The sequence below is a fragment of the Collimonas pratensis genome (assembly GCF_001584185.1).
Lineage (GTDB): Bacteria > Pseudomonadota > Gammaproteobacteria > Burkholderiales > Burkholderiaceae_D > Collimonas > Collimonas pratensis.
Genome location: NZ_CP013234.1, coordinates 3557119 through 3583130, shown reverse-complemented (window position 1 = coordinate 3583130; position 26012 = coordinate 3557119). Strand labels below are relative to the sequence as shown.

Below are 26012 nucleotides of genomic sequence, written 5' to 3'. Positions count from 1 at the left end.
CGATGGGGTAGCCGTGAACGCTTGTCTTAGAAGTGGAAGAAGAAAGCGCCGCTGGCTGTATTGGCGCCTGCTGCGGCACCGGTAGTCGAACCAGAAGTGCCGCCTGCACCGGAACCGCCATGGCCAAAGCCGCCTGCAGCGCTAGTGTTGGTCGATGTTGTGCTGGTTTGCGAACCGGTGAGCACACCAGTTGGGCCAAATGTTGCGCCTGAGGTTGCCATGCCGCTGCTGCTATTGGTGGTAGTAGCAGCATGAACGCCATTGCCAACGCTGACTGCACCCGAAGCGCCCCCGGAACTGGAGCCCGATGAGGAAGTAGCGCCAGCATTGCCGGCTGTACCAGCGCCAACGACGGTGACGGCGCCTGCCATTGCTGCGTAACCACAAAGCACGGAAGCCAGAACTGCGATAGTTGTCTTGCGTAACATTTTGATTCTCCTTAAGGTAGGGGCGTCATTCGCCGTGTTGTCTCGTCTATATACGCCCCGATTAATAGACAAGAATTGCTCAACTCAAATATCTATGCGTTGCAAGCGGCCGGCACCTGTGTCTGTTTTCGACAAGGTCAGTGCATGATCGGAAATGCTGCAATTGATCCGTCATACGTGCCGTTTAGCAGGCTCGCTCGTTTGCGTTGATCAGATAATAGGATTGCAAGTCGACGTGCTTACGACAAAACCTTGTCAGTTCCGGCCAAATGAATTGGCCGGTTTGATTGGTGTCTTTCCGTGCTGCATCTTGTGAGCGCTAACAAAAAACTTAAAGAAATGCATTTCATTCTTGAGGAATGAAATAGCGTGGTCGTAAATAGTGGCGTATGGAAAACAATCTATGTAACGTCATGTCCGATTTTGACAAGCCGTAAAACAACGCGCGTACATTTCGGATTGCTTCTTTGGAATTGCGCGCGGAGTGTAGTTTTTGGATGAGGTGTGCGTGAGGATTGTTCGCGGACAACCCTGGGTCGTGTGGCTGCGCAGTTTTCTTGGGTTCGGTGCAGGTGTTGGCGGAAGTGTTTATCGTCGCCTGCGATTATCCGATTGATGGGAGAGATGACTTCGAGTCCGATGCTAAGGTGCAAAATGGAAAACCTGCGGAGAGGAGCGAATTTTTATGGATTCTAATAGTGATCCGCCCAACTCTTATGATGCCTCACAATGTCCCGTCCTCAAATTGCGCCTGTTAAGTCATCGATTGAGCGTCTGCCTGTTGTCATGGCAAGAACCGGAAGAAGTCGCGCTTCGATCTATCTCGACATGAAGAAGGGCATCTTTCCACAATGCTTTAAGGTCGGCATCCGAGCTGTCGGCTGGCTGTCCAGTGACATCGATGCGTGGATTGAAAACCGTGCTCAGGCTGGCCGAGCTGGCCTGCAGGCGTAGGAACTGTGAATGAGTAAGGGAATTACGTCAGGATCTTCGGCGCGCAAGCCAACGAAGAGGGCGGTAAGGGATCCAGCGGAAGATGTCGTGCCTAAGGTGTCAGCTGATGAGAGTACTACACAGGGGCGCCTCCGCCGTGCGCAAGAGATCGTCAACGGCTTTGATCTGCCTCCCAAGGTAAGGCTGTTCATCGTCGAATATCAGTTTGACCCGCTGCGCTTTGCCGTTGAGGTGTGCGGAGTGTCGCCCAGCGCGGACCAGATTGATCTCTATCAGGCCATGGAGCCCATGGATGCCAAGGTCAGCGTGGTCTCGGGTACCTCTACCGGCAAGACCAACTCGTTTGGACGTATCGCGCTCTGGCACCTCCTCTGCTATCCCTACGCGGTCTACGACGGGAAGCTTGAGATCGGATCCAATACCTACATCGGCGCGCCAAACCTGCAGCAGGTGGCGGACGGCGTGTGGAAGGAGATGCAGGACTCCAAGATTGCCATGGCGAATGGCCCGCATTCCTGGTTGTGCGACTATTTCGTGATCACCAAGACCCGGGTGTATGTGACGGGCTTCGAGGAGCAGTGGTTCGTTGGCCGTGTCGCGCTCGCCAAAGGGCAGTCTGTTGGCATCGCCGGTAAGCACCGCTGGGCGCAGCTGATTATTGTTGATGAGGCCGCCGGCGTGAGTGATGACCACTTCGACGTGATCGATGGGACGCAGACGCAACCCTGTAACCGCACGCTGATCGCCTCCTAGGGCGTTCGCAGCAGTGGCCGGCACCACGCCTCGCATCACAAGCTGTCGGCGCGCAATGGCGGTTCATGGCATTCGCTGCGCTTCAACTCTGAGCGCTCGCCTTTCGCCACCACCAAATGGCTCAAGGAACGGGAGAAAGAGAGCGGCGGCCGAGATTCGGTCGAGTATCAGATCCGCGTGCTGGGCCTGTTCCCTGAGCAGTCAGAGCGCTTCCTGCTGGGGCGTAGCCAGGTAGAGAAGCTGGTTGGCGCAGAACGCACGATCAGCGCCGGCGAGCCCTACGGCAATCTGTTCATCATCGACGTGGCTGCAGGCGTGTTTCGCGACAAGACCGTCGGTACTTACGCGCGAGTGATCGGCAACGGCGACCGCATCGATGCCGACCCGCGGCGCGTAGACATCATGGACGTGCCCATCTTCTCGAACGCCCTGGACTGGCAGCACATCGCCGGCGAGGTATTCCACTACACGCAGCGCCTGTCCAACTGCACGATCCTGGTCGACGTCGGCGGGCAGGGGATCCAGTTCGCCAAGATGCTCGAAAACCTTGGCTGCCCAAACGTCGTCAAGATCAACTGGGGCAACCCATGCTTCAAGAAGAAAAATAAGGATCGCTTCTTCAATCTCCGGGCGCAGTGCTCCGTGCTGGCCGCCGAGGCCGTCAAGGATGCCCGAATCACATTCTCCAATCAGTACGTCCAAGACCTACTTGACCAAGCATCCAAGATTCCCTATTTCTTCGACGAGAAGGCCAGGTATCACATCGAGCCCAAGGAAAAAATGAAGGAGGAGGGCATTCCGTCGCCTGACCTATGGGACACGGTTTGCATGGCTTTCCTGGAGAGCGCACATTACATCGTGTCTGCAGATTACGACTCTCGCTATAGTGGTTTGGATGCCGCACGGCAAGCTGCTGAAGTTGCATTTTTCGGAGCCTAGGTTGCTTAGAAATCTACCTGATAGGTACTCTTGATACATCAATTACGGCCAAATCCATTTGCGGAGCGTTGCGAGAGCTGATGGCAATTGTCTTCATGCTTTCTCGCAGATGTTCTACGACCTGGGAAAACGTCAAAAACTGACCTGTGTCAATTTTCCAGCCTTGTTGCCGTGGTATCTGATGCACGACGAGTAATATTCCCCACCTGTCATCGGGATCTCGCAGATATCGCCCCATGAGCTGCAGCGTGATGGCTTGTTCAAGTTCTTTTAACGTCCAACTTTCTGCGACTTTAATCTCGATTGGTAGGCTTGCATCAGCTCCCTTAGCGCGTAATCGTATATCTGGTTCTTTTTCCTCGGCGACGTGTGGCTCGCGCTCCAGTGTATAACTACGGCCCCGACGTTCGTGCAATATATTTGCTATCCAGTTCTGCACGTCCACCTCTTTGGGCAAACGAGCAACTACCTTGCCTTGATTGAAATCTCCGTCAACCAATTCTTCCTGTATGTCAGCCAAGCGTTGCATTGTGACGCGTTGAAGATCGATAGGTGTGTTCGGGACAGTTAGAAAGTCCATCTCAAATTTACGAACGTCAGATGAAATCCATGGTGCCGTTTCTGCATCTTGTTCGGCGCGGCGAAGAGATAGTGCAACTAGGCGTTGCTGAGGAATAGGAAATCCAGGTTTGGAAATCATTCGTTGTATCGCAGCGAAGGTTGCCGGTCCTGGAGTATTTACCAGTATGTTGAAAACGGTACTTCGAGCGCTTTCGGCATGGTCACGCTCATCCGGAGCGTATACCCTGCCGTTAGTGTGTTTGTTGTCTTCTTCCGGAAGCAGTGTCGCGAAGGCAAGTAGAACCAACTGTTCCAAGTTGGTCACAGATAATCCTTGCAGCGAAATTTCACCGCGGGACCATCCATTTCCAGCCAAGCGCGGCAAGACTTCTTGAACTAGTGCTGTCTGAGCCGTAAGCTCAATATCGGCAAGTATATTAGTCAGTGTCGTTGTCGTGATTTGGGGGTTTATGCCATAAGCGAAGGCTAGATAGCAGGCCTTTTCAGGTATTTCAGTATCGCTGATGCTGCGCTGTATTAAAAGGTCTAAAAGGCGCTCGTGATCCACGTATGCGCGACAAAGTATGCGGAGAGCAGGATTTAGGAGTTGAAGCGGTATGACAGGTGTCGCCTCAACTAATGTGAAGATATCATTGGCAATGAGCTGCACGATGCTTGTATCGGCTTGCGAAACGGTTTCAAGTGCATCTCGTCGTAGTTGCTGTGAGGTAGTGATGAGGTCAGCCTCAATGTGTTGTCGTAATACTTCACGCACGGGATCTGGTTTGTTCGTTGCAAGAGTCGAGAGCCAACTTGGAAAACCGTTTAATTCTAGTGTTGCGTAAGCGGCGGCCCGTCGAGCCTCCTCGTCGGTCAACTTGGACGTCCAATTGGGGGAATTCACCGCTTCAAGTGTTACTCCGACAATGCCGATTAAATCCATGGCGCTGCGAGTATTCCGCTCATTCTCTGGGCGGGCGTTTAGAGAGGTAGGTGACCAATTCCGCCAGTGTCTTAAGAACGCGTCGCGAAGTGCGGTAATTACTGCATCGCCGAAGAGCGGGCGTAATGGGCTAAGGTCATCTATTGAATAGCGCGATTGATTTTCGCTATATCTAGACAAGATTTGCCAAAGATAATAGAGTCGCGCATCTACGCCATTGTCGGTCGGTGTCTTTATCGTTCGCAATTGCCCAGGGTCGGCCCGAATGTTATCTGCAAAATCCCTCCACGACTTGTCAATCTCGATTTCTTCTGATGAATTTTTTTGCCGGCGCTCATGTGTGTTTTTTTCGATGGCAAGTTCTTCGGTCGATGGAACTCTTGGAGTTGTCCAGCTTGTCACGACCTCTTCGATCTCTGGTTTTCCTAGTGCGAATGCTGTAATCCTCGCCAGAATTTCTTCTAGCTCCCCCCATTCACGCCACGCACGCATTGCAGTATTTACTGCTAACTTTTGATCACTCTCTGAGATGCCTGTACTCGCATCGATAAGTAGCCAATCTAAATCCTCCAGTTTGATACCAAGAAGGAAACCGTGGATTTCAATTTGCCACGGGGCCACCAGGGAGACGCCACGCAGTTTCTCCGATTTGGAAAGTACTTCTGCACACCGCCAGAACGTTGACCTCCGGCGTATAGGAGTTTCACTCAACATGTCAAATAGATCCGGGGTGTCGATTTGACTCTGTCTAGGACTATAGTGTAGTTGCAATTCACTTAGGTACAGCGCGATATCGATCACTAGCGTCGCCAGAGGTTCGTTACCGGAAAGGGCAATCAGACGTCGACAGCCGGCATCAAGTATGGACGTGAATGGATTGTTTTCAGCTTCATATTCGGTACGGTTTGCGGGCAGGTGCATTCTAAGTCTAGAAAATATTTCCGTTAGAAGACTCGTTATATCGGACGCATCCGTTAGGCGATCAATGAGTTTCGGACCGTAATAGCCTAGTCCCAGGTCTCCACCAGATTCGTGAAGTTTTGGAACTGCAAGTATCAACAATAGATCACTTACTGAAAGTTCGTTAGGAAATAGTTCGCTGATTGCATCCCACACAACGATAGTTTGTACCGTGCTCGCATTGTCACGAATATATGCGGCGTAACTTGTTCTCTCTGCGAGCGAAGCTGTCGCCAATAGCGCCCGTCCCGAAAAGATTTGGGTGTAGTGATCCGTATATTTGCCGAATGACGCTGCAATCGCAATATCCGAGCAGGACTGGTGTTCACCGAGACTAATCATCAATAGTAGTAGTTCTCGAACAGGAGCCGATCCTAAATGTGAATTCCATTTTTCACGAATGAATGGCACCATATCCGGCGCAGAGAATCGCCGAAGCATATCGCTTTCTGGTACGTTGGTTGCCACGTCTTGTTCAATTTGAGTGATTACTTGCGTCAAAATAGCCGTGCGAACGGACAGCGAAAGACTGGCGGGATCGCCGGCGCTCATAAGTAACCTGGGATCTATCTCAATGATTTGATTCGCTACATCAATGTCCCATAATGCTAACCAAGCAGCTGTGTCACGCATTGAAGGTTTTACGAGGGGTATGCCATAGTTAGTCGCAAAGAGAAGTTCTCTAATGACACTGCGAGGGCAATTAATGGAGCGAAGTCGCTTAAGCCAGCGTGCCGCCAAATAAGCTCTGACATTACCCTCATTATCATTGTGAAATCTTACGAACCCTGCATTCGCTGGATCGAAAACGGCCCGCGTGATCAATAATGTGCGGTCCAAGCTAGACAAGTCGGAAAGTATCTCCGCGAGATCCAACACGTTAGTATCTTCGCCAATATCTTTGCCGCCATCTGGAACCTCGATAGTATTGAGCCTCTGTAAGACCATTGCCGCACCAATGCGCTCCAGGGCCTTCATTGCTTTTTCTTGATCGAGCGTGTCCTTGCGAGCTCGATTCATATCGGTTTCCTGCAATCGCTTAAAAATGCTAAGTTCAAGCATTTCTGCTAAGTGTCCGAACGAGTTTTTTTCTTGCCAGTATTCAACTAACCAACCAAGATCAAGCGGACGGCGCGCAAAATTCCACAGATTTGATCTGTCTAATGTTCGGAAAAATGAAGCGATATTAGTCACTCCTTTGGAGTGCGCAAAAATCTCCACTCTATTTCTGTCTAGCGCAGCCATTATGAAGACCACTGGCATTTCTGCTGGCGACTCTACTACGAATTCCGCACGTCGAATTGCATTCACAACTAACACATTTGGATCGACTGAAGGGAGGGGGGCTTCAGGAGGAGGGATAGGAATGATTGTTCTAACTGTTTCGAAATCGCGTTTAAACTCCCAATCGCTATGTCGTCCAGTAATGATTATGTGTGCCCGACCGTGTCATTGTGTTTTCGGATGATGGTTGTTCGGCTTCGATTGGATAGGGAAAGTCTTGAATTGATATAAATTGCAAAATAGCAATTTAACACGTTGTCGGTCTGTCTATCGATGCAGCTCAAAATATTCTGTCTGTATCGCTTGGAGCGGGAGATACATGGCTCCCTGGATAGTGCGCATTGCACCGCGTCGGCGGGCTACACTCCCGTTATTGCGGCTTGGATGCTGCATGGCAGGCCGCGGAAAGTGCTTATACAAGTGCCTAGAGTCTCATTTTTGAAAATTAATTGAAAAAATAATGTTTAATCTGTATTTATGATTGTTTTACGATAAAAATTATTGTATTGTTCGATCGAGTAAGAGGGCGATAAGTGTTTTTGGTGCTGCTCAGAATTGGCTTAATCACAATCAGTATTCGAATGCAAAGGATATTTCCGTGGAAAAAAATTACATTGCTCAGCTGTGCAGGCGTATGGCAACCGCATGTCTGTTTCTAATAATTGGAGTACTTCTAATAGGCGCCATTACTTGGATATTCTTGGTTTGCATGAAATATGCAGCGTTGTTCGAACCCTTGGTGAAGAACAAAGAACTATTTAGTGGAATTGATTTCAAGGCTCTTTCTGTTTGGCGGCTGTTTGGAGCTTTGGTTGTTATCAGCATGCCGATCTTGGTGATGGCTTATGGCTTTTATTTGTTGCGGGTCCTATTCCAACATTATGCGCAAGGCGAATATTTTTCTTCTGTGGCTGTCAATCAACTCGGCCGAATCAGCAAGGTAATAGCTTGGTGGGTAGTAATGGGTTTTATGTCCGAAATACTGTCGAGTGTCCTCCTAAACGAAAACATATCAGTCAGTGAAAAAATTGTGGATGCGGTAGTTAATAGCGGCACAATTACTGCAATGTTTTTGTCTGGATTTTTTAGTGTTATCGCTCTGATCTTGCAGCGTGCCAGCGAGATTGAGGCAGAAAATCGGCAGTTTCTCTAAATGAGTATCGTCATTACGTTGGATGTCATGCTGGCCAAGCGCAAGGCGAAATCGAAGGATCTCGCCGCAGCTATTGGAATGTCCGATCAGAACCTGTCATTACTGAAGCAAGGGAAGGTGAAAGGGATACGCATGGATACATTGGAGGCAATCTGCCTTTATCTAGATTGCCAGCCAGGCGACTTACTCTGCTACTTGCCGGATGCTCAAAATATAGAGCCCCCATTTGACAGCTAAGTTTCGGTTGGTTGTTTGGGTTCCAAAAATAAGGATCGCTTCTTCAATCTCCGAGCGCAGTGCTCCGTGTTGGCCGCCGAGGCCGTGAAGGATGCCCGAATCACATTCTCAAATCAGCACGTCCAAGGCCTGCTCGACCAGGCATTCAAGATGCGACCCTACGGGCTGCGGAGGACGCATTTGCGCATGCCTAATTGTCAGATGCGCGCGCGTATCACGATGATGGCGAGTAACCTGAAAAAGACACTTGTCAGACCTGGAGTCTGTGTTTTTGAAAACAATCGTTAAATGCTGCAATTCCTGATGGACAAGCTTCTCACGGCTATCTAGGATACTTTTCATGTCTACTACAATGTTGCCTGCAATAGGACCTATGAAAACCTACGCCAACGATCCATTTCTGAAGGACAGCGTCAACAAAATTTTGGGACTGGCGACGCTGACGCTATATGGTGTCAATGTTCAACTTGCTGTTGACGGTGTCGTCGACAACGTTTTTCATTACCTGACCACGAGCAAGCCGCGTGATCCTGATGCTTTTCTGTTGGCATTCAAAAGCGCTTTGATGACGCTGGCCGATCGTGCAGACGACAGTATGACGTCTTACAGAAAGACATTGCATGATGCGGCGTTGCTTATCCGAATGACACGCATTCCCCCTCATATGAAGTCTGTCGACTCAACGCAAATCGCTAGTCTGTTCCAGAAATTTCAGTTGAAGATGGGACATCTTTAGTCTCAATCCCTATATCGCATCCAGAGATATCTTTAGGTCCTTTTTAAAGGTAACCGTCCCCTTTGCTTGAACGCAAAACGATACATGACAGTGATGGTTCATCCCATCGCACGACCTTTGGGATACCCTGTGCATGGCCTTTCTAGAGGGAGCGCATTATATTGAGTCCGACAGAAACGAATCCGCGTCATCTGTGCATCATTCGGTGCGAAAGGTGGCATTGTTGTTTTGCACCCGCCGGAGGTCAGTTTTCGGTGCAAATTAGCACCTTACTGTAGCTTCGCTCCCACTAGGCCTATTAATCAATCGAAGAACATGACCGATATGAAAAAAAAACGAGTGGTGTCCTTGAGCATCCTTCTGGCTGCGACCGCTTTTGCGACGGCACAGGCACAGGAAACGTCGCTCACAGGATCGTGGAAGCTGATCGGATATCAGGTTGAATCAAAGGACACGGGCAAGAAGATTCCGGCGATGGGAGACCATCCGACCGGACGCGTGATCTTTACCGCGGATCACCGCGTGGCCTTCGTCTTAACAGGTGAAGGCAGGAAGAGCGGAAAGACCGACGCAGAGAAGGCAGAGTTGTTGAACACGCTGGTCGCCTACACCGGTATCGAGCAGATTCATGGCAATGAGTGGTGCACACAGGTTGAGGCAGCGTGGAATCCGGAGTGGGTCGGTACCGTGCAGTGCCGTGAGTTCCGCCTCGAAGGCGACCGTCTGGAGGTGCTGACACCGTGGCGGCAGATGCCGAACTGGCCCGGCACCACCCGTTCGATCATCACCTTCGTGCAAGACAAATAAATTTGTCGGCTCAGTCATCACACATCGGTCCAGCCACTCAAAGCAAGATTTACCAATTGGTGCTAACCAAGGAGGATCTACTCCAAATATTGGGGCGCATCCAGGTGAGGAAGATAGCCTGAATCAAGTGCTGCAGTATGGAGCGATTTTCCGGCAGGTAGACCGGGTGCTCAGAATACAGAACGCGTGTGCGGTACAACGCATCACAAGGGATGTGTTTTTCGGGCGCAGCGATTTAGGTTGTCAGGGTATCTACCTTGCTAGGGTCATATAAAATCTCAAGTCGTACTCTTTGTTGTGTCAAGAGCTCTGCATCGCGCACACCGAAAGTGGTACTACAAGCTGAGCAAATTAGCCTGCGTCCACGATGGTCTGATCCTCCAAGGAATTGCTTTTCACCTTCAGCACCGCAACGTGGGCACTGGATATAAGCGCGGGTCTTTATCCCCAAGAGAACTTTCGCCTCCCATCGGCCGGATGGATCTAGCTGCAGCAACCACAATCTAAATTTTTTCGTCCAGTTGGCAATGGCTTTGTAATCTACTCCGAGCCGCCTGCACGCTTCTTCATATGGCAATTGCTGTGATAGAAGACGGACAAATGCAGGCATCATTTCTGCGTGGCGAAGTCTTGCCAGCGGCGTGCCGGTCAATCGATTGAACCGTTTGTCGCACTTCCCGCAATAAAAAGCTGGTCTAGGCGAGCGAGCATGTGCTTTTTGTGTCAAAGAGGTATGGTGGGAATGGCAGTATGGGCAGGCAATAGGCTGTAGATCAAGAGAGTACGCCTCGGCCAAGGCTCTTTCCAAGAAGGCCGTCAATGCTTTGTCCTCTGTATCAGGATAGGATCCGCCGGCACGCCGGAACTGCGGTTGATCGACTAGAAAAGGCTTTCTAGTCGGCGCCTCATCTGATTTAGGGGGGAGGGGCGAGGGCTGTACCTTAGCGATAATGCTGCTGAGCTGTTTTGAGCGAGGCTGTGTAGGCGGGATGTTCAGCTGGCGTCTGCGCCAGCTCACCTGCCAAACAGTGACGTCGAGTTTTTGTGCCACGACGGTATCAATGTTCGTGCCTAATTGTGCATCCATCTCCGCGGTCCACACCACAGCTTTCGTGCCAAACGACGCAATCCCTAACTCCTGTCGACGGCGCGCAACTGTAATTCGATTAATTCCTAGTTCTGCAGCAATTGTGCGATCCGAGGCTGTGCCTAATAGTGCCTCTGTCTTTGCAGTCCAGATATGATGGCGACGATTACGGGCATGACTTGATGAGGGATTTTTTTTAGAAATAGGGGCGACCATAAGTACTATTGCAGAATTAAAACGGAAATTCCTAACGATGCCATTTTCGAGCTAATTACTTCAAATTTAGGCTCTATTCATCCGAACCTTCCCCCTCGAAATTGACTTCAAGTATGTTTTGGCTTGGGGTGACTGCCGCCCATATGAAATTTTTCTCGGTGATCTCCCATTAAGGCGCGCAGTTCTCTAATTGGGAGATCAGTGATTTCGTTCATTTGGATCAGAAGCGACGCGCCAACAGGCAAACTGAGGTGTCGGATCTTGCTGACAACCGGTGGCGCGACTTCGAGTGCGCGCGCTAGCGCCGCATCATTTTTCAATTGCAATTTTTCGATGAGTGAATCTAGCAGGTGATTCGGATCGTAGGTTGCCTGCTCACTGAGTTTGTCGTGACCTGAAGCGGCTGGGGCGGGGATAGTACTCATGTCAAATTGACTCCTTATGTTTTCTGGTAATGCGATCTTTAACATAGAGATAATAATCAATATAGCAAAATCGTTTCCACTTTTGCATGTTTATATTGTTGCAGCTTTGCGAAATTAGTTCTCGTGAGAAATATTATAATCTACCCAAGTATTCTTAAGCGAGACAAGGCGCACGTGTGATCTTGGGTGGCCAAATTCGCGAGGCCTTGAAATGAACGGCAGGGAAATTCCATCGCTCCTTTCTATGCTGTTTCAAAACTCCAACAGAAGTGTGAGTTCATGCAAAATTATCTACGCTATAAGTATTTCACACTGGCAACTAAAGATACGGGCCATTATAATTAATGGAATATTTATCAAGTAGAATGATCGGTCTTTTTTCAGCTAAAAAATTGCACTAGTGATAGTTTAATTTCGAGGACTCCCGTATGAGTAGCGTGCTTCAATCCCTGTCCGCTTTGATCCAAGGCCGGCAGAACAACCGTATTCTTCGGCTGTCCTTCCCTCACGACGATGGTCCGCAAGCCCAGCTGCTGGTCAACAAGCTCGATGCCGTCGAAAGCCTGTCGCGCGATTTCGGCTACACCGTGGAATTACTGTCGGATGACGCCGAGCTGGCCCTGAAGGATCTGCAAGGCAAGCTGTTCTGCGTGGAATTAGTCAGAGCCGACGGCAGCCTGCGTTACTTCACCGGTTACTGCTTCGAATTCCGCCTGCTCCGCACCGACGGCAATATCACTTTCTATCAAGCCAAGCTTGGCCCCTGGACCCAATACCTGCGCCTGCGCAAGGATAACTACATTTTCCATGGCAAGACCCTGCGCGAGCAGATCGACGCCATCTGCGCCGACTACGGCACCTTGCCCGACTGGGACTATCGCGTCAGCGGGACCGATCCGGTCATGACGGACGCCATCCAGTTTGACGAAAGCGACCATAACTACGTCCACCGTCGCCTGGAAGCGGCTGGTCTACTGTACTACTACGAGCACACCGACAAGGGCCATAAACTCATCATCACCGATGACTCCACCCAGGCCGCAGCCATCGACGGCGGTGAAGAGATCCGCTTCCAGCGCCATGGCGGTGCTACTGAAGAAGACGGCATTGGAGAATTCTCCCCGGTGCGCCAGATCGTTCCCGGCTCTGTCTCGCTCTCAGGTTTTAATTTCAAGAGCCCGGCGCCGATCAATGCCGGCGTGCCGACCCTGAACAAGCAGGGCAATGTGCAGGATGTTGAATCCTACGAATATACCGGCGCTTATGGAGTAAAAGGCGCCCAGGATGCCGATAAGCTGTCGCGCCTACGGATGGAAGAGATCGAAGCAGTCGGTAAACACTTTGAAGCGGCAGGGAATAACCGCTATGTCTTGCCTGGACGCTGGTACCGCCTCACCGGCCATTTCTCCAGCAGTCCGTTCGCCAGCCGCGAAGACGCCGGCAAGAACGAATTTCTGATCATTGCGGTCCACCACATCGCCAGCAACAATTATCTGCAGCAGGCAGACCAGAAGGCCGAGTACCGTAACGAACTGACTTGCCTGCGCAAGACCATCCCCTGGCGTCCAGGCCGTAACTATTACAGTGTCAACACCAAGATCCTATCGCCGCAAACCGTTACCGTGGTTGGCCCTTCCGGTCAGGGCAGCATCCATACAGACGAATACGGTCGCATCCGTGTCCAGTTCCACTGGGATCGCATCGGCAATAACGATGAACGCAGCTCCGCCTGGGTGCGCGTCGCTAGTTCCTGGGCTGGTGGAGAACTGGGCGCCAAATCGATTCCCCGGGTGGGTTCGGAATGCCTGGTGCAATGGCTCGATGGCAATCCGGACCGGCCCATCGTCACTGGCAGTGTCTACAACCAGCGCAACATGCCACCGTGGAAGCTGGCGACTCAGCAATCGCTGATGGGCTTTAGAAGCCGGGAGCTTACGCCCAACGGCGGTAACAAAGCAGGGGGGAGAAGCAATCACCTGATCCTGGACGACACCAACGGCAAGATCCAAGCGCAGCTAAAGAGCGATCACCAGCACAGCCAGCTGAGCCTGGGCAGCATTACCCGGATTGAAGACAATGCGGGCCGGAAGGACGCGCGGGGCGAGGGCTGGGAGCTGAGGACAGACGGCCATGGCGTGGCGCGGTCGGCTAAGGGGATGCTGATCACCACCGAGGCCAGAAACAATGCTGCTTCGCATATCAAGGATTTGGGGGAAACGGTCAGTCGCCTGACTGCGGCGCGTGACCAGCACGAGTCGCTGGCGGACGCTGCGCAGCAAGCTGGCGCTCAAGATGCACAAGGACAGCAGGCTGATGTTGCCAAAATTCTGAAAGCGCAAAATGACGCGATCAAGGGTGGCGGCACCAGCGACGACGGGACGTTCCCGGAATTGTCGGAGCCGCATCTGGTGCTGGCCAGCCCCGCAGGTATCGAGGCCACCACTAGTGGCAGCACTCATATCGCCAGTGGCGAACACACTGCCATCACGACCGGCAAGAGCTTGTCTATCGCCAGCGGTGACAGCTTGTTTGCCAGTGTCGCCAGAACCGTCCGCCTGATGGTACAAAAAGCCGGCATGAAGATGGTTGCCAGCGCTGGGGACATCGATGTAAAAGCCTTGAAAGATAGCATCAATCTGCTGGCCAAACTCAATATCACGCACACCGCTAATCGCATCACCATTACGGCGAAGGAAGAAGTTGTAATCAATGGGGGCGGTAGCTATGTCAAATACAATGCTGGAGGGATCGAGCACGGAACGAACGGCGCTTTTATTGCGCACGCGGCCTCACATAGCCTACCGGGAGCGAAGAACTTGCCGGTCGTGATCCCTGATATGACAATAGGTGGGCCACCGTACAGCTTGCGTTGGAAGGCGATCAGTGCAGTGGACGGCGACCCCGGTCAGAGTGTCGATGTTGTCGCGCGAAAATTTGGAGAAACCGGCGCAGCAATTACTGCCAACACAGGTGGCGACGGTAGAAATGATCGGCATAGAGATGAAGAAACCCCGACGGTGTACCAAGCCTTGCTGGGCAGTGGTGACTGGGTAGTGCATACCTGCGTTGAAGACGATCCGCAGCAATTAGAAAGAGCAGATTGGCACAACGAAGAAGCTTTGGACCCCAATGAGGATACAGCATGACTACCAGTTATACCGTTCAACGAGGCGATACACTTACTAAAATCGCCAAGCAACACGACACGACGCCGCAGGCCATCGCGGAATTGAACGATTTGTCCAACATCAATTTGATTCACATCGGGCAGCATCTGCAGGTGCCGGCATCTATCCCCCAAGCTTCCGAATCCAGTCCTGCGACACAAAATCATGAACAAGCGCCCCAGGAGCGCACACTGTTTATGCAGTTTGTGGATCTGCTCAATCAGCCGATCAAAGATCTGAAGGTAAAGCTACATTCGGATGGTGAAACCGCCGAACATGTCACCAACAGTGACGGAGAAGTACCGCCCGTTGAGGTTAAGAGCAAGTCCAGCACAGTGAAGGTCGAGGTCGAGACTATCAGCGGGAAATCCAAGCACATCGCCACGGTCAGTCCCAGAGGCGCCAGCACTTATGTGAGATTACACAGTCCCAAACTGGCGGTGCAATCGCAACTACGTACACATGAAGGAAAGCCCCCGACTTCCGCAGCGCCTCCTGCTGCTCCGTCCCCTGTGGCTGCTGCTTCAGCACCTCCTGCGTCCGCCGCTCCAGCACCTCCTGCAACTGCTCCAGCGTCCTCAGCTGCTGCGGCCAACAGCTCTGCATCAAAACCATCGGCCACCACGCCACCTGGCACAGTCACGGATACCCGTTCAGCGGCAGGCCATCCGGTGCAAGAGGTCACGCTGGAGTGTCCGAACAAGCTGAATTTGAAACTGTTGCAAAACTTTAGCTATTACAAGTACATTGTCGATGCGGGAAATCGAGCTGGAATGATTCCTCAGGCGATTGCGGCAATCATGAATGCCGAGTCCGCGACTATTGTTACGTTAGTGGATGTACCGATATTCAATAAAAAGACAGGGAAACCTGCGCTTGATAAAAAGGGGAATCCCGTTGTCAAGAAAAAGCCAATGGATACCCTAGTTTGGGACCCAAATTCCGCTTCACCAAGGTCATCCGCTCGTGGCATGACTCAATTCGTGGATGGAACCTGGATCGAAATGATGATGACCGATGGCACATTCTTGAACGCACGCGCTAAAAAAGAAGGCTGGCTGACCACCACGACTATCACCGCCACTGTTATCAGCAAGCATAAGAAAACCGAAGAGACCAAAGTGGTTCCAGCATTCAAGCTCGAAAATGGAAATTTTGTCACAGCAACGGTCAAACCAAAAAGACGCAGCATAGCTCAGCTACTCGCCTCCAGACCGTATGTAACAGGACGGGCTACCTCCAGCGACGGAAATCTGCAAACAATTCTTGATTTGCGATTTCAAGCCGAATATGCAATTCAAACTGCGGTGGACTATGCCATGCAAAATCTGGCAATGTTGAAGAAGGCAGAGTTCAAAATTGACTCGCTCAACGATGGGGAAAAAGCCAAAATTGCATATCTAGCCCATCATTTAGGACCGAGTGATGTCAAAGATTTTATCAACAACACTATGACAGCAACGCACGCTCAGTATTTGTTAATTGCCCAAGTGGGTGAGGATAGCGCAGCGGATAAAGCTGCAGAAAATCATAACAATTATTTGACAGCTCATCGAACATGGCTTAACGATTTTATTAACAGCAGAATAGAAATAGTCAAATACATGTGCAAGACTGACGCGGCACCGGCGGTCAGAGCACTACTGGAAGTTACGATTGCAATCAGGGCCACAACATGAAATTTATTAAAGCCATCATTTTGCTTCTTCTATTGTCTTTGTCGCAAGCAGGATTTGCCGAAAAAGATAAGCTTGATTTTGTAAAAGATCATCCGATTAAGAAGGAAGAATATTCAAAATTTGGAATGATTCAAATCACGAATGATGGAAGCGTTGTCTTGAATGACAAAGTTCTTCTCCGGGGGAATTTTGAAAAAGACGATTTCGACACGACCATCGATTATTCAATTGCAGGTGCGCAATACGACAAGACTTCTCCTTGGAAAGACGTCCAAGCATATGGAGAAAAAATTAAACATCAGTCTGTCTTACGACTCGTTTTGGTCGGGCGATCCCAAAATCCTGTTTACTACAGAATTTTGGATCTGACTGGAAAGGAACCTTATATCTCAGAGAAATTTGGTAAAAATGAGTACCATTGGACCAATGAGTTTGCCAGTGCAGAATGGGGAAAAAATAAATCCTACATCAATTTGGTAGGAGGAATTATGTACCTATATACAACGTACAAAGATGTTCAAGGGCCGTTTGCTTACTAAGCCTACCTGAACAAATTCAATCCGGGATACCGTCATGTCTCTGAAAATTATTACTGTCGGAGACGATACCGACCACGGTGGCAAGGTCATCGGCGGCTCGCCGACCCACGACATCGGTGGAAGAGCCATTGCGCGCCTGGGCGATGAGGTGAATTGCCCCCAATATTATCCTGATGGCCGGCATCATGGCATTAATAAAATCGTTACCGCTCATCCGACCTTTACTGTGGGTGGTACCCCGGTCGCGGTGGAAGACTGTTTAACCGAGTGCGGTTGCAGGCTAATCGGCAATACGAGTGTGACTGTTGGTTAGTTCCTTGGCCTCAATGGAATAATCCTCAAAAAATTTTCAATGAGTTGCAAAAAAACACCGTTTAGCACATCACATCACGATCCCAAAGCCAGTCAACGTTTGACGATTGAAGCAATGCAGCAGATCGCAGTCGCACGTGGCGGCCGATGCCTGTCCGGTGCTTATGTCAATGTCACGACCCCCTTGCTGTGGCAATGCGCCAACGGCCATCGATGGGATGAAACGCCTGCTTACGTCAAAAGCGGCTCCTGGTGCAAAGCCTGTGTCGCCTCTGTCTGGTTGAATAAAGTGCAGGAGATGGCAAAGGAACGCGGCGGTCGTTGTCTGTCTGACACTTACGTGAATAGCCGGACGCCCATGCTATGGGAATGCGCCAACAAGCACCAGTGGCATGCCTCACAGAATCGCACAGCGCTTGGGCAGTGGTGCCGGCTTTGTGTAAGCGATAGAGAGTTGGAGGCTATGCGACGGATTGCCAGCAAACATGGTGGTTTTTGCCTCTCCAATACCTATGTCAACACTGAGTCCCCATTGCAATGGGAATGCGCCAGGGGACATCGCTGGCATGCTAGGCCTCATGGTATTAAAACCGGCAAATGGTGCCGCCAATGTCGAGACGATAATATGCGCGGCAGCTTGGAGCGTATGCAGGAGGTGGCGCTGCACCATGGCAATGGAGAGTGGGGCAAACGACGTGGGTCAATTCAGCGCCCAAAAGAACACATTCATGCAGCATCGCTCTTCGGGGTATTTCCATGCGGAAATATAAATGTTAACAAATGTCAAAAATGGTATTGAGTTGTTGATTTTTTGCCAAACGGAAATTATTGTAAAAATGCGAATGCGATTTTCTACCTCACATAAGAGTGATTGAGGTTGCATAAATCGCGGCTGACACAGATGAATTCAAGAAACAGACGTTTCTTGAATTTATTGAAGCGCCGAAATACGGAGGAGACAAGTGGGAAAAATACTTCAGGCGATCTTCATCAAGGTTGATGCGAGGTGCAATACGATGTTCCGTTTCGGCAACGCATCCGCTCTTTTCCTGCTGCGCGAGAGCAGGGCTTTGCCTGCCGTTGTTGCATGGCGACGACGAACTATCCATACATCATCCACCGTCATCGCGGCTTCTGTTTCTTTGTCGTGGCGATCAATCTGATTCGCTACCGCAATTCATGTCTACCACTTTTTGGCGGGGAGCCAATTATGAATAAAGTTTATCGCACAGTCTTTAGCCATACTCTGAATGCCTGGGTTGCCGTCTCCGAACTGGTTGCCGCCAAGGGAAAACGATCGGGATCCAGTTGTGCCGCTGGTGCACCTATCTCGGTAGAAGGTGCTGTGTCGGGGATTTTGCCAGAGGGTGGATTTCCGCTAAAGACTTTGGTAGCTGCGCTGATACTGGCCTCGCCACTGTCCATATATGCCAGCACAATCAGCAATAGCGCTGGTTCTGGTTGCGGCCCCAGTTACACTGGCGTCGATGGTACAGTTTTTACAGCCCCCGGCGTAGCACCTACGTATCAAACCGACGGTAGCGGTTTTTTCTCAACGGTGGCCGGTTGTGGTGCTACCGGAAATACATCTCTTACTTCCATAACCTTGTTCGGCGCAGGCACCCAGGTAACGGGGGCCTACGGTACTGCATTGGGCTTCATGAGCCAAGCGGGAGTACAGGCTACCGCAGTCGGTGTGCAAGCCGCTGCCACAGGATTGGGCGGCGTAGCCATCGGCAGCTTGAGTAACTCTGCTGGGGGCGTGGCGGGGACTATCACGGATGACTGGCTGCCAGCGAGCACTCAACGGTCGGTGAGCTATGTGAGCGGCAGCACGGCGATTGGCGCCAGCGCGATAGGTAAAAATAACGGCACGGCTGTCGGTAATTCAGCGCAAGCCACCGGCACCTCAGCATTTGCCGGAGCCTCTGGGGCGAATGCCAGCGGGCGCACTGCAATTGCCGTCGGTGCTGGGAGTCTCTCATCTAATGATTCAACCGTGGCAGTCGGCAATACCGCTACTGCCTCGGGGGCGCAAGCCGTTGCGATAGGCGCAGGGGCCGAGGCTGCAGGGTCAGGAGGCGCATCGCTTGGATTTACAGCTTTCGCTACTGGTAGTCAATCGGTTGCTATTGGGTCGGCGGCCAGCGCAACTAATTCAAACGACATCGCAATGGGCAATGCCGCCAAGGCAACAGGCGGCAATTCTATAGCACTGGGCGGCAATGCCGCGTCTTCGGGTGTGGATAGTGTAGCCCTTGGCTATAATGCCTCCTCTAGTGGCGGTGTAAGCACTGCACTCGGTTTTGGAGCGGTCGCTTCCAACACCGATACCACTGCAGTCGGAAATCAGGCAAGGGCGACTGGTGCGCAGGACACAGCGATTGGCGTCACTTCCGCTGCGACGGGCGGTAATAGTACGGCAGTTGGGAATCACTCCATCGCTTCTGCAGGCAACACCACTGCGGTAGGTGCGACGGCCAATGCTTCTGGTGGTCAGGCCTCGGCTTTTGGTCTTGGCGCTACGGCAAGCGGGACCAATACTACGGCTTTGGGTCTCGGTACGGTAGCGTCGAATTTCGGTGGTACTGCGGTGGGTAATCAGTCGAAGGCTACAGGCGCGAACTCGGTGGCGTTGGGTAGTCTAACCAGCGCAGCGGCGGCTAGCACAGTGGCGATTGGCGATACCTCTTCAGTGGCGTCAGGTGCTGGCTTGGGTTCTACTGCGATAGGCTACAAGTCGAGCGTGACCAGCGGTGCCGGCGCAGTAGCAATTGGTAGTCAGCAGACAGTAAGCGGCAATGGTGCAGTTGCGATTGGTGATCCGAATTCTGCTACTGGTACCGGTGCCGTGACAGTGGGCGCCAACAATACTTCCAACGGTCAAGGTGCCGTCGCGATTGGCAATTCCAACACGGCCACCGGCCAAGGATCTATGGCGCTGGGGAATGCCAGTAGTGCGTCTGCGGCGGGCGGGGTAGCGTTGGGTGATACGGCGGTGGCGAACAATACCAATGATGTGGCGCTGGGTTCGCATTCGACTACAGCGGCGCCGCACACAGGCACCACGGCGCAATTTGGCGGCACCGCTGCCGGCGTGGAAGCTGCGGCCTCGACCAACGGTGTGGTGTCGGTGGGTGCAGCGGGTACCGAACGCCAGATCCAGAACGTGGCGGCAGGTGTAATTTCGGCGACTAGCACCGATGCCATCAACGGTTCGCAGCTGAATTCGGTTGTTACTGGCGTCAATAACCTGGGCACGACAACAGCTGGAACACTGGGCGGTGGCGCCAGTTATGATCCGACTACTGGCAATGTCACCGGTTTCAGCCAGCCAATCAATACAGTGAGCAACACAGGTGCAGTAACGGGTCCTACTGCGCAAACCACAGTTGCTGGTGCATTAACGGCGCTGAATACGAATATCGATAACACGGCCAATATCGCGGTCAAGTACGACGCGGCTGGCGGCAGCAAGATCACCCTTGGTGCGACCGGCGGCGCCGGTGCCGGCGCGCCGGTAACGATCACCAACCTGGCGCCGGCGGCCTTGAACGCGACCAGTACGGATGCAGTGAATGGTTCGCAGCTGTTCGGCACCAACCAGAATGTGGCCAACATCACCAATGGCAAGGCAGGTCCTTTCGTCTCGGACAATAGTGTGACGGCAGTGCAGCCGGTATCGAGCGGCGCCAATGCTAGCGCCGGCGGTTTTGGCGCCACGGCAACGGGTGCGGCGTCCACGGTGCTGGGTAACCAGTCCACCGACAACGGCAACGCTAATGCAACGGTATTAGGTCAGGGTGCCAGCATTGCGGCTGGCACTGCCGGAAGCAATGTCGCGCTGGGCCAAGGCAGCACCGTGGCGGCGGCGGCGGTGCCGACCGCCGGTGCAACGATTGGCGGCACTGCTTATACGTTTGCCGGCGGTGCGCCAACCGGTGTCGTCAGCGTGGGCAGTGCGGGTTCGGCACGCCAGGTCACCAACGTGGCGGCCGGTCAATTGAGCGGTGCCAGCACGGATGCAGTCAACGGCTCGCAGCTGTTTGCGACCAACCAGCAGGTGACTAGCAATACCACTGCAATCAACAACATCAGCAACGGCGGTGGTATCAAGTACTTCCATGCCAATTCGACACTGGCCGATTCGACAGCGACCGGTACCGATTCAGTGGCAGTCGGTCCGGCTGCGGTCGCAACCGGGGCCGGCAGCTTTGCCGCAGGCAATGGCGCAACTGCGAACAATGCCAATGATGTGGCATTAGGTGCAGGTTCAACTACCGCCGTGGCGGTGGGAACACCCAGCACGGTGATCAACGGTGCTAGTTTCAACTTCGCGGGAACAGCACCTACTTCGACGGTCAGCGTAGGTAGTTTCGGCAATGAGCGAACCATCACCAATGTGGCGGCGGGCCGTCTCAGCGGCACCAGCACGGATGCGGTGAACGGCAGCCAGTTGTTTGCCACCAACACGGCAGTGACCAATCTTGGCACGACAGTCACGAACATTAACAACGGTGGTGGCATTAAGTATTTCCATGCCAATTCGATATTGGCGGATAGCCAGGCGACTGGCACGGATTCGGTGGCTTCAGGGCCTCTGGCCGTGGCCTCCGGGGCCAGCGCATCGGCCTATGGCAACGGTGCAAGCGCGGCAGGGGTGAACTCGGTGGCGGTTGGCAATCAGGCAACAGCCAGCAATATCGATGCGACAGCGCTAGGGTTTAACGCCAATGCAAGCGGTAGGAATTCGATTGCCTTGGGTTCTAATGCGGTGGCAGTCGGAAATGTGAGTACCAATGGCGGTCCAGCGAATGGATTTGCAACTGCGATCGGCCAGAGTGCTAGCGCAACTGGCAGTTCCTCTACCGCAATTGGAGGAAATTCCCTGTCTTCGGGAACGAAGTCGCTGGCGCTTGGAGACACGGCCGCCTCGTCGGCAACAAGGTCTGTTGCGATAGGATCAAATGCGAATGCAACCGCAGACTTTGCATTAGCCATTGGGAACCTAGCGAAGGCTATAAACGCTGGCGACGTGGCTCTAGGTTCGGGATCAGCGACGGCGGCGGCGGTTGGTACGCCGAGCGCTATGATTAACGGCATTACTTACAATTTTGCTGGCACCACGCCGGTGTCGACGGTCAGCGTAGGCAGTGCCGGTAATGAACGTACGATCACCAATGTGGCAGCGGGCCGTCTTAGCATCACTAGTACTGATGCTGTAAACGGTTCGCAGTTGAACGCAACCAATACGGCTGTAACGGCCATTGGCAACACTCTCAACAATATCAGCAACGGTGGCGGCATCAAGTACTTTCATACCAATTCGACGCTGGCCGACAGCAACGCGGCGGGAACTGACAGCATTGCCGTCGGTCCGGTCGCCAATGCCTACGGCAACGACTCGATAGCCCAGGGTCTTAATGCAGTGGCCGGCGTCAACGGCACCCCGGCGACTGCCAACGATATTGCACTAGGCAATGGCGCGCAAGCGACCGGCGGTAATTCGATTGCGCAAGGGACCGGGGCGATAGCCAATTCCGCCGGCGCCATCGCCATCGGCCAGACAGCAACGGCAACTGGTGGCAAGGCGGTATCTATAGGCGCGGGTAATACTGCCAGCGGCGACGGCGCAGTAGCGATCGGCGATCCGAACAACGCCACTGGCACGGGCGCCGTGGCGATGGGCGCCAACAATACTTCCAACGGCCAAGGCACCGTGGCGCTGGGAAATGCCAATACGGCCACCGGCCAAGGTTCGGTAGCACTGGGTAACTCCTCGCAGGCAAACAATGCGGGCTCCATCGCCTTGGGCGACGCGGCGACGGTGTCGGCGGCGGCGACGCAAGGAATTGCCATTGGTTCCGGCGCCTCTTCCAATAATCCCGGCGCTGTGGCGTTGGGCGCAGGCAGCACCACGGCGGCGGCTATAGCAACCACGGGCGTGACCATTAACGGCACGGCCTACAATTTTGCCGGCACCACGCCGGCAAGCACGGTGAGCGTTGGCGCCTTCGGCGCGGAACGTACTATCACCAACGTTGCTGCCGGCCAGATCAGTGCGATTAGCACCGATGCCATAAATGGTTCGCAATTGTTTGCCACCAATACAGCGATAGACACCCTGGGTACGACCGTCACGAACATCACCAACGGCAAGGCCGGCCCGTTCGTGTCGGATAACAGCATAACGGCGGTACAGCCGGTCTCGAGCGGCGCCAATGCCAGCGCCGGCGGCTTCGGCGCGACTGCAACTGGCGCCGCTTCCACGGTGCTGGGCAATCAGGCGACCGATAACGGCAACGCCGACGCCACGGTGCTGGGACAAGGTGCGAGCATTGCGGTCGGGACCAGCGGCAGCAATGTCGCCTTGGGCCAGGGCAGCACGGTGACAAGTGCGGCGATAGCAACTACCGGCGCGACGATCGGCGGTACTGCCTACATCTTTGCCGGCGGCGCACCGATAGGCGTGGTGAGCGTGGGCAGCGTAGGGGGGGAACGTCAGATCACAAACGTGGCGGCTGGGCAGTTGAGCGCAAGTAGCACCGATGCAGTCAACGGTTCGCAATTGTATGCAACCAACCAGCAGGTCACCGTCAACACCACGAATATTGCGGGTAATACGGCAGCGATTAGCAATATCACCGCCGGTAAGGCCGGCCCGTTCGTGTCAGACAGCAGCGTGACGGCGACGCAGCCGGTATCGAGCGGCGCCAATGCCAGCGCCGGCGGCTTCGGCGCGGTAGCGTCCGCAACCAATAGTACGGCGTTGGGCAACGGCGCACAGGCCACCGCTGCAAATAGTACCGCCATTGGACAAGGGGCTACTGCCAGCACAGCCAACAGCGTGGCATTGGGTAATGCTTCGACCACAGGAGCTGCGGTTGCCACCACTGGCACCACGATCAGTGGCAATAGCTACAACTTTGCTGGGGCAGCACCGGTAGGGGTGGTCAGCGTCGGCAGCGCCGGCAGCGAACGGCAGGTCACCAATGTGGCGGCCGGCCAGCTTACCGCCAGCAGCACGGATGCCGTGAATGGCAGCCAGCTGTTTGCGACCAATACCGCGATCAATAACCTGACCTCGGTGGTGGCGCTGGGCCAGACCAAGTACTACAGCGTCAATTCGACGGGCGGCAGTAATGAGCACAACGAAGGGGCGACGGGACAGGACGCCATTGCATCCGGCAAGAATGCGGCTGCCACCAGCATGAACGCAGTGGCGATCGGCTCCGGAGCAAGTGCGACAGCCAGCGGCGGCGTGGCGCTGGGTGGCGGTGCAACGGCTGACCGCGCCGGCATGAACGGCGGCAAGGAGCAGTTCTCCAATACGGTGGTGTCGTCGACGCAAGGTGCTGTTTCAGTAGGCAGCGTCGGCAATGAGCGTCAGATCACCAATGTGGCGGGCGGAACGCAGGCAACCGACGCAGTCAATGTGCGCCAGTTGCAAGCGGTGCAGTCAGGCGGGGTGCGTTACGACACCAATCCTGACGGCAGCACCAACTACAGCAGCGTCACCATGGGCAACGGCAGCTCGGCCGGTCCGGTAACCATCCATAACGTCGCCGCCGGAACCGCACCGACGGATGCCGTCAACGTCCAGCAATTCAATAGCGGCCTAGGGGCAGCGGTACAGCAAGCCAACCAGTACACCGATAGCAGAGTACAAGCCTTGCAGAATTCAGTCGACTCGAATCGGCATGATGCTGATGGGGGCTCCGCTGCGGCGATGGCAGTAGGTGGATTGCCGCAGCCTTCAGCGCCTGGGAAGAGCATGGTGGCGATTGCCGGAAGTACGTTCCAAGGGCAAACCGGGTTAGCGTTAGGTATTTCGACTATCTCCGAAAACGGACGTTGGGTCTACAAGGCTGCTGCGACATCGAGTAGCCGAGGTCAAACAGGCGGTGTGGTATCAGCTGGCTTCCAGTGGTAACAGAACCGCCCATAGCCAGTGTGGGTACCTGCACTGGCTATGAAGCTGGCACCTTAAACGTCTAACTGAGGAATAAAAAATGAAATACATAACGATGAAGTTGAAGAACCTGCGAGTGGCGGCATGTGCTGGCATGTTGATGTTTTCCGCCGGAGCATTACTGGCGGATGAGGTTGTGGTTAAGTTTCCAGATCGCGATTCTTCTTACGTGAAAGAAGGAACCTTTGTTTCAATTGAAAATTTGCGCAACATGGGCCCCGGCCTGACGAAGACGCAAGTGTACAATTTGCTTGGGGTGCCACATTTTCATGAAGGCGTCTTCCACGTGCTGGTATGGAATTACATTTTCAATTTCCGTCGCGGTAGCGAGGTCGTAAGCTGCCAGTATCAGGTGCAGTATTCGGACCAAAAACTGGTGCAGGCTACCTATTGGAAGGAGCCTGATTGCGCCGAATTCTTGCGCGAGAAGAAGATTGTAGCGCCTGAGCCGGTCACGCTGACCGTTCCGGAAAAGGTGCAGCGCTACAATTTGGCAGGAGATACCTTGTTTGCTTTCGGCCGCTCAGACTTGGAATCCATGCTGCCGGCCGGCAAGCAGGAACTGGATCGCCTGATCGAGAAGATCAAAGCCGACAATGTCGCAGGCAGCAAGATCGTCGCTACCGGTCACACTGACCGGATTGGATCGGATGGCTATAATCTGCGGCTATCGTATGCGCGTGCTGCCACCGTACGCGATTACCTTGGATCCCATGGCATCGATCGCCATCTTGTGGAAATCCGCGGCGCAGGATCCAGCGAACCGTTAACAAACTGTCCTTCGGGTGGTAGCGCTGCAGTCATCGCCTGCCTGCAACCAAACCGGCGGGTGACTCTGGATGTGCACGGCGAACGGTAGG

At 53.3% G+C, this 26012-nt stretch carries 18 protein-coding genes and 2 pseudogenes; 16 read left to right on the top strand and 4 right to left on the bottom strand.

Going from position 1 to position 26012, the window contains the following annotated elements:
* Positions 1–26 precede the first annotated feature (26 nt).
* Positions 27–428, bottom strand: a complete 402-nt coding sequence (locus CPter91_RS16050) for a hypothetical protein (protein ID WP_236905833.1) — start codon at positions 426–428, stop codon at positions 27–29.
* Positions 429–1157: 729 nt separating this feature from the next.
* On the opposite strand from CPter91_RS16050, the gene CPter91_RS16045 reads away from it, so the two are divergent.
* The 3 genes from CPter91_RS16045 to CPter91_RS16035 all read left to right on the top strand — a co-directional run bounded on the left by CPter91_RS16045 (position 1158) and on the right by CPter91_RS16035 (position 3074).
* Positions 1158–1382, top strand: a complete 225-nt coding sequence (locus tag CPter91_RS16045; RefSeq protein WP_061941950.1) for a helix-turn-helix transcriptional regulator — start codon at positions 1158–1160, stop codon at positions 1380–1382.
* A gap of 9 nt (positions 1383–1391) precedes the next feature.
* Positions 1392–2135 carry a hypothetical protein gene (locus CPter91_RS16040; RefSeq protein WP_061941948.1) on the top strand — a complete coding sequence of 248 codons (744 nt, stop codon included), beginning with the start codon at positions 1392–1394 and terminating at the stop codon, positions 2133–2135.
* A 177-nt stretch (positions 2136–2312) separates the two neighbouring features.
* Positions 2313–3074 (top strand): hypothetical protein, encoded by a 762-nt coding sequence (locus CPter91_RS16035; protein ID WP_061941947.1) that lies wholly within the window; start codon positions 2313–2315, stop codon positions 3072–3074.
* A 13-nt stretch (positions 3075–3087) separates the two neighbouring features.
* On the opposite strand, the gene CPter91_RS16030 is transcribed toward CPter91_RS16035, so the two are convergent.
* The gene (locus CPter91_RS16030) at positions 3088–6783 is read right to left on the bottom strand and encodes a hypothetical protein (RefSeq protein WP_150119726.1); all 3696 of its coding nucleotides are present in this window, start codon (positions 6781–6783) and stop codon (positions 3088–3090) included.
* 637 nt (positions 6784–7420) lie between these two features.
* Between CPter91_RS16030 and CPter91_RS16025 the strand changes: the two genes are divergently transcribed.
* The 4 genes from CPter91_RS16025 (at position 7421) to CPter91_RS16005 (ending at position 9755) form a co-directional block, all read left to right on the top strand.
* Positions 7421–7975 carry a DUF2975 domain-containing protein gene (locus CPter91_RS16025; protein WP_150119725.1) on the top strand — a complete coding sequence of 185 codons (555 nt, stop codon included), beginning with the start codon at positions 7421–7423 and terminating at the stop codon, positions 7973–7975.
* Positions 7976–8212, top strand: a complete 237-nt coding sequence (locus CPter91_RS16020) for a helix-turn-helix domain-containing protein (protein ID WP_061941941.1) — start codon at positions 7976–7978, stop codon at positions 8210–8212. It abuts the gene before it with no gap.
* Between the two features lie 340 nt (positions 8213–8552).
* Entirely contained in the window at positions 8553–8948 is a 396-nt protein-coding gene (locus CPter91_RS16010) for a hypothetical protein (RefSeq protein ID WP_150119724.1), read from the top strand.
* 315 nt (positions 8949–9263) lie between these two features.
* Positions 9264–9755, top strand: a complete 492-nt coding sequence (locus CPter91_RS16005) for a lipocalin-like domain-containing protein (RefSeq protein ID WP_236905832.1) — start codon at positions 9264–9266, stop codon at positions 9753–9755.
* A 235-nt stretch (positions 9756–9990) separates the two neighbouring features.
* Here CPter91_RS16005 and CPter91_RS25840 read toward each other — a convergent pair whose 3' ends face one another.
* Positions 9991–11058: a DUF746 domain-containing protein gene (locus CPter91_RS25840; RefSeq protein ID WP_082792902.1), complete on the bottom strand. Its 1068-nt coding sequence runs from the start codon at positions 11056–11058 to the stop codon at positions 9991–9993.
* A 107-nt stretch (positions 11059–11165) separates the two neighbouring features.
* Entirely contained in the window at positions 11166–11483 is a 318-nt protein-coding gene (locus CPter91_RS16000) for a hypothetical protein (protein ID WP_061946317.1), read from the bottom strand.
* 428 nt (positions 11484–11911) lie between these two features.
* Between CPter91_RS16000 and CPter91_RS15995 the strand changes: the two genes are divergently transcribed.
* The 9 genes and pseudogenes from CPter91_RS15995 (at position 11912) to bamE (ending at position 26011) form a co-directional block, all read left to right on the top strand.
* On the top strand, positions 11912–14629 hold the full coding sequence (locus CPter91_RS15995; RefSeq protein WP_236905831.1) for a type VI secretion system Vgr family protein: 2718 nt from the start codon (positions 11912–11914) through the stop codon (positions 14627–14629).
* The gene (locus CPter91_RS25835; RefSeq protein WP_082792900.1) at positions 14626–16329 is read left to right on the top strand and encodes a LysM peptidoglycan-binding domain-containing protein; all 1704 of its coding nucleotides are present in this window, start codon (positions 14626–14628) and stop codon (positions 16327–16329) included. The genes CPter91_RS15995 and CPter91_RS25835 overlap by 4 nt, the downstream gene beginning before the upstream one ends.
* A complete protein-coding gene (locus CPter91_RS15980) occupies positions 16326–16868 on the top strand; it encodes a hypothetical protein (RefSeq protein ID WP_061941931.1) in 543 nt (180 codons plus the stop codon). The genes CPter91_RS25835 and CPter91_RS15980 overlap by 4 nt, the downstream gene beginning before the upstream one ends.
* A 34-nt stretch (positions 16869–16902) precedes the next feature.
* Positions 16903–17181, top strand: coding sequence for a PAAR domain-containing protein (locus tag CPter91_RS25830; protein ID WP_082792898.1), 279 nt, complete (start codon positions 16903–16905; stop codon positions 17179–17181).
* Positions 17182–17220: 39 nt separating this feature from the next.
* Positions 17221–17979: a hypothetical protein gene (locus CPter91_RS26575; protein ID WP_150119723.1), complete on the top strand. Its 759-nt coding sequence runs from the start codon at positions 17221–17223 to the stop codon at positions 17977–17979.
* A 163-nt stretch (positions 17980–18142) separates the two neighbouring features.
* Positions 18143–18343, top strand: coding sequence for a hypothetical protein (locus CPter91_RS26570; RefSeq protein ID WP_150119722.1), 201 nt, complete (start codon positions 18143–18145; stop codon positions 18341–18343).
* Positions 18268–19731 (top strand): annotated as a pseudogene (locus CPter91_RS27595) (ESPR-type extended signal peptide-containing protein); the annotation flags it as partial. The gene CPter91_RS26570 and the pseudogene CPter91_RS27595, both read left to right, overlap by 76 nt.
* Positions 19732–19776: 45 nt before the next feature.
* Positions 19777–25113, top strand: a pseudogene (locus CPter91_RS15970) (hypothetical protein); the annotation flags it as partial.
* 79 nt (positions 25114–25192) lie between these two features.
* Positions 25193–26011: an outer membrane protein assembly factor BamE domain-containing protein gene (gene bamE / locus CPter91_RS15965; protein WP_082792894.1), complete on the top strand. Its 819-nt coding sequence runs from the start codon at positions 25193–25195 to the stop codon at positions 26009–26011.
* The last annotated feature ends 1 nt before the right edge of the window (position 26012 follow it).

Coding starts and splice junctions, on each gene's coding strand:
- CPter91_RS25835 (WP_082792900.1), top strand. CDS start 14,626: ATGACTACCAGTTATACCGTTCAACGAGGCGATACACTTACTAAAATC.
- CPter91_RS25840 (WP_082792902.1), bottom strand. CDS start 11,058: ATGGTCGCCCCTATTTCTAAAAAAAATCCCTCATCAAGTCATGCCCGT.
- CPter91_RS16050 (WP_236905833.1), bottom strand. CDS start 428: ATGTTACGCAAGACAACTATCGCAGTTCTGGCTTCCGTGCTTTGTGGT.
- CPter91_RS16020 (WP_061941941.1), top strand. CDS start 7,976: ATGAGTATCGTCATTACGTTGGATGTCATGCTGGCCAAGCGCAAGGCG.
- CPter91_RS16005 (WP_236905832.1), top strand. CDS start 9,264: ATGACCGATATGAAAAAAAAACGAGTGGTGTCCTTGAGCATCCTTCTG.
- CPter91_RS16040 (WP_061941948.1), top strand. CDS start 1,392: ATGAGTAAGGGAATTACGTCAGGATCTTCGGCGCGCAAGCCAACGAAG.
- CPter91_RS16030 (WP_150119726.1), bottom strand. CDS start 6,783: ATGGCTGCGCTAGACAGAAATAGAGTGGAGATTTTTGCGCACTCCAAA.
- CPter91_RS25830 (WP_082792898.1), top strand. CDS start 16,903: ATGTCTCTGAAAATTATTACTGTCGGAGACGATACCGACCACGGTGGC.
- CPter91_RS16010 (WP_150119724.1), top strand. CDS start 8,553: ATGTCTACTACAATGTTGCCTGCAATAGGACCTATGAAAACCTACGCC.
- CPter91_RS16000 (WP_061946317.1), bottom strand. CDS start 11,483: ATGAGTACTATCCCCGCCCCAGCCGCTTCAGGTCACGACAAACTCAGT.
- CPter91_RS16045 (WP_061941950.1), top strand. CDS start 1,158: ATGTCCCGTCCTCAAATTGCGCCTGTTAAGTCATCGATTGAGCGTCTG.
- bamE (WP_082792894.1), top strand. CDS start 25,193: ATGAAATACATAACGATGAAGTTGAAGAACCTGCGAGTGGCGGCATGT.
- CPter91_RS26575 (WP_150119723.1), top strand. CDS start 17,221: ATGAGTTGCAAAAAAACACCGTTTAGCACATCACATCACGATCCCAAA.
- CPter91_RS15995 (WP_236905831.1), top strand. CDS start 11,912: ATGAGTAGCGTGCTTCAATCCCTGTCCGCTTTGATCCAAGGCCGGCAG.
- CPter91_RS15980 (WP_061941931.1), top strand. CDS start 16,326: ATGAAATTTATTAAAGCCATCATTTTGCTTCTTCTATTGTCTTTGTCG.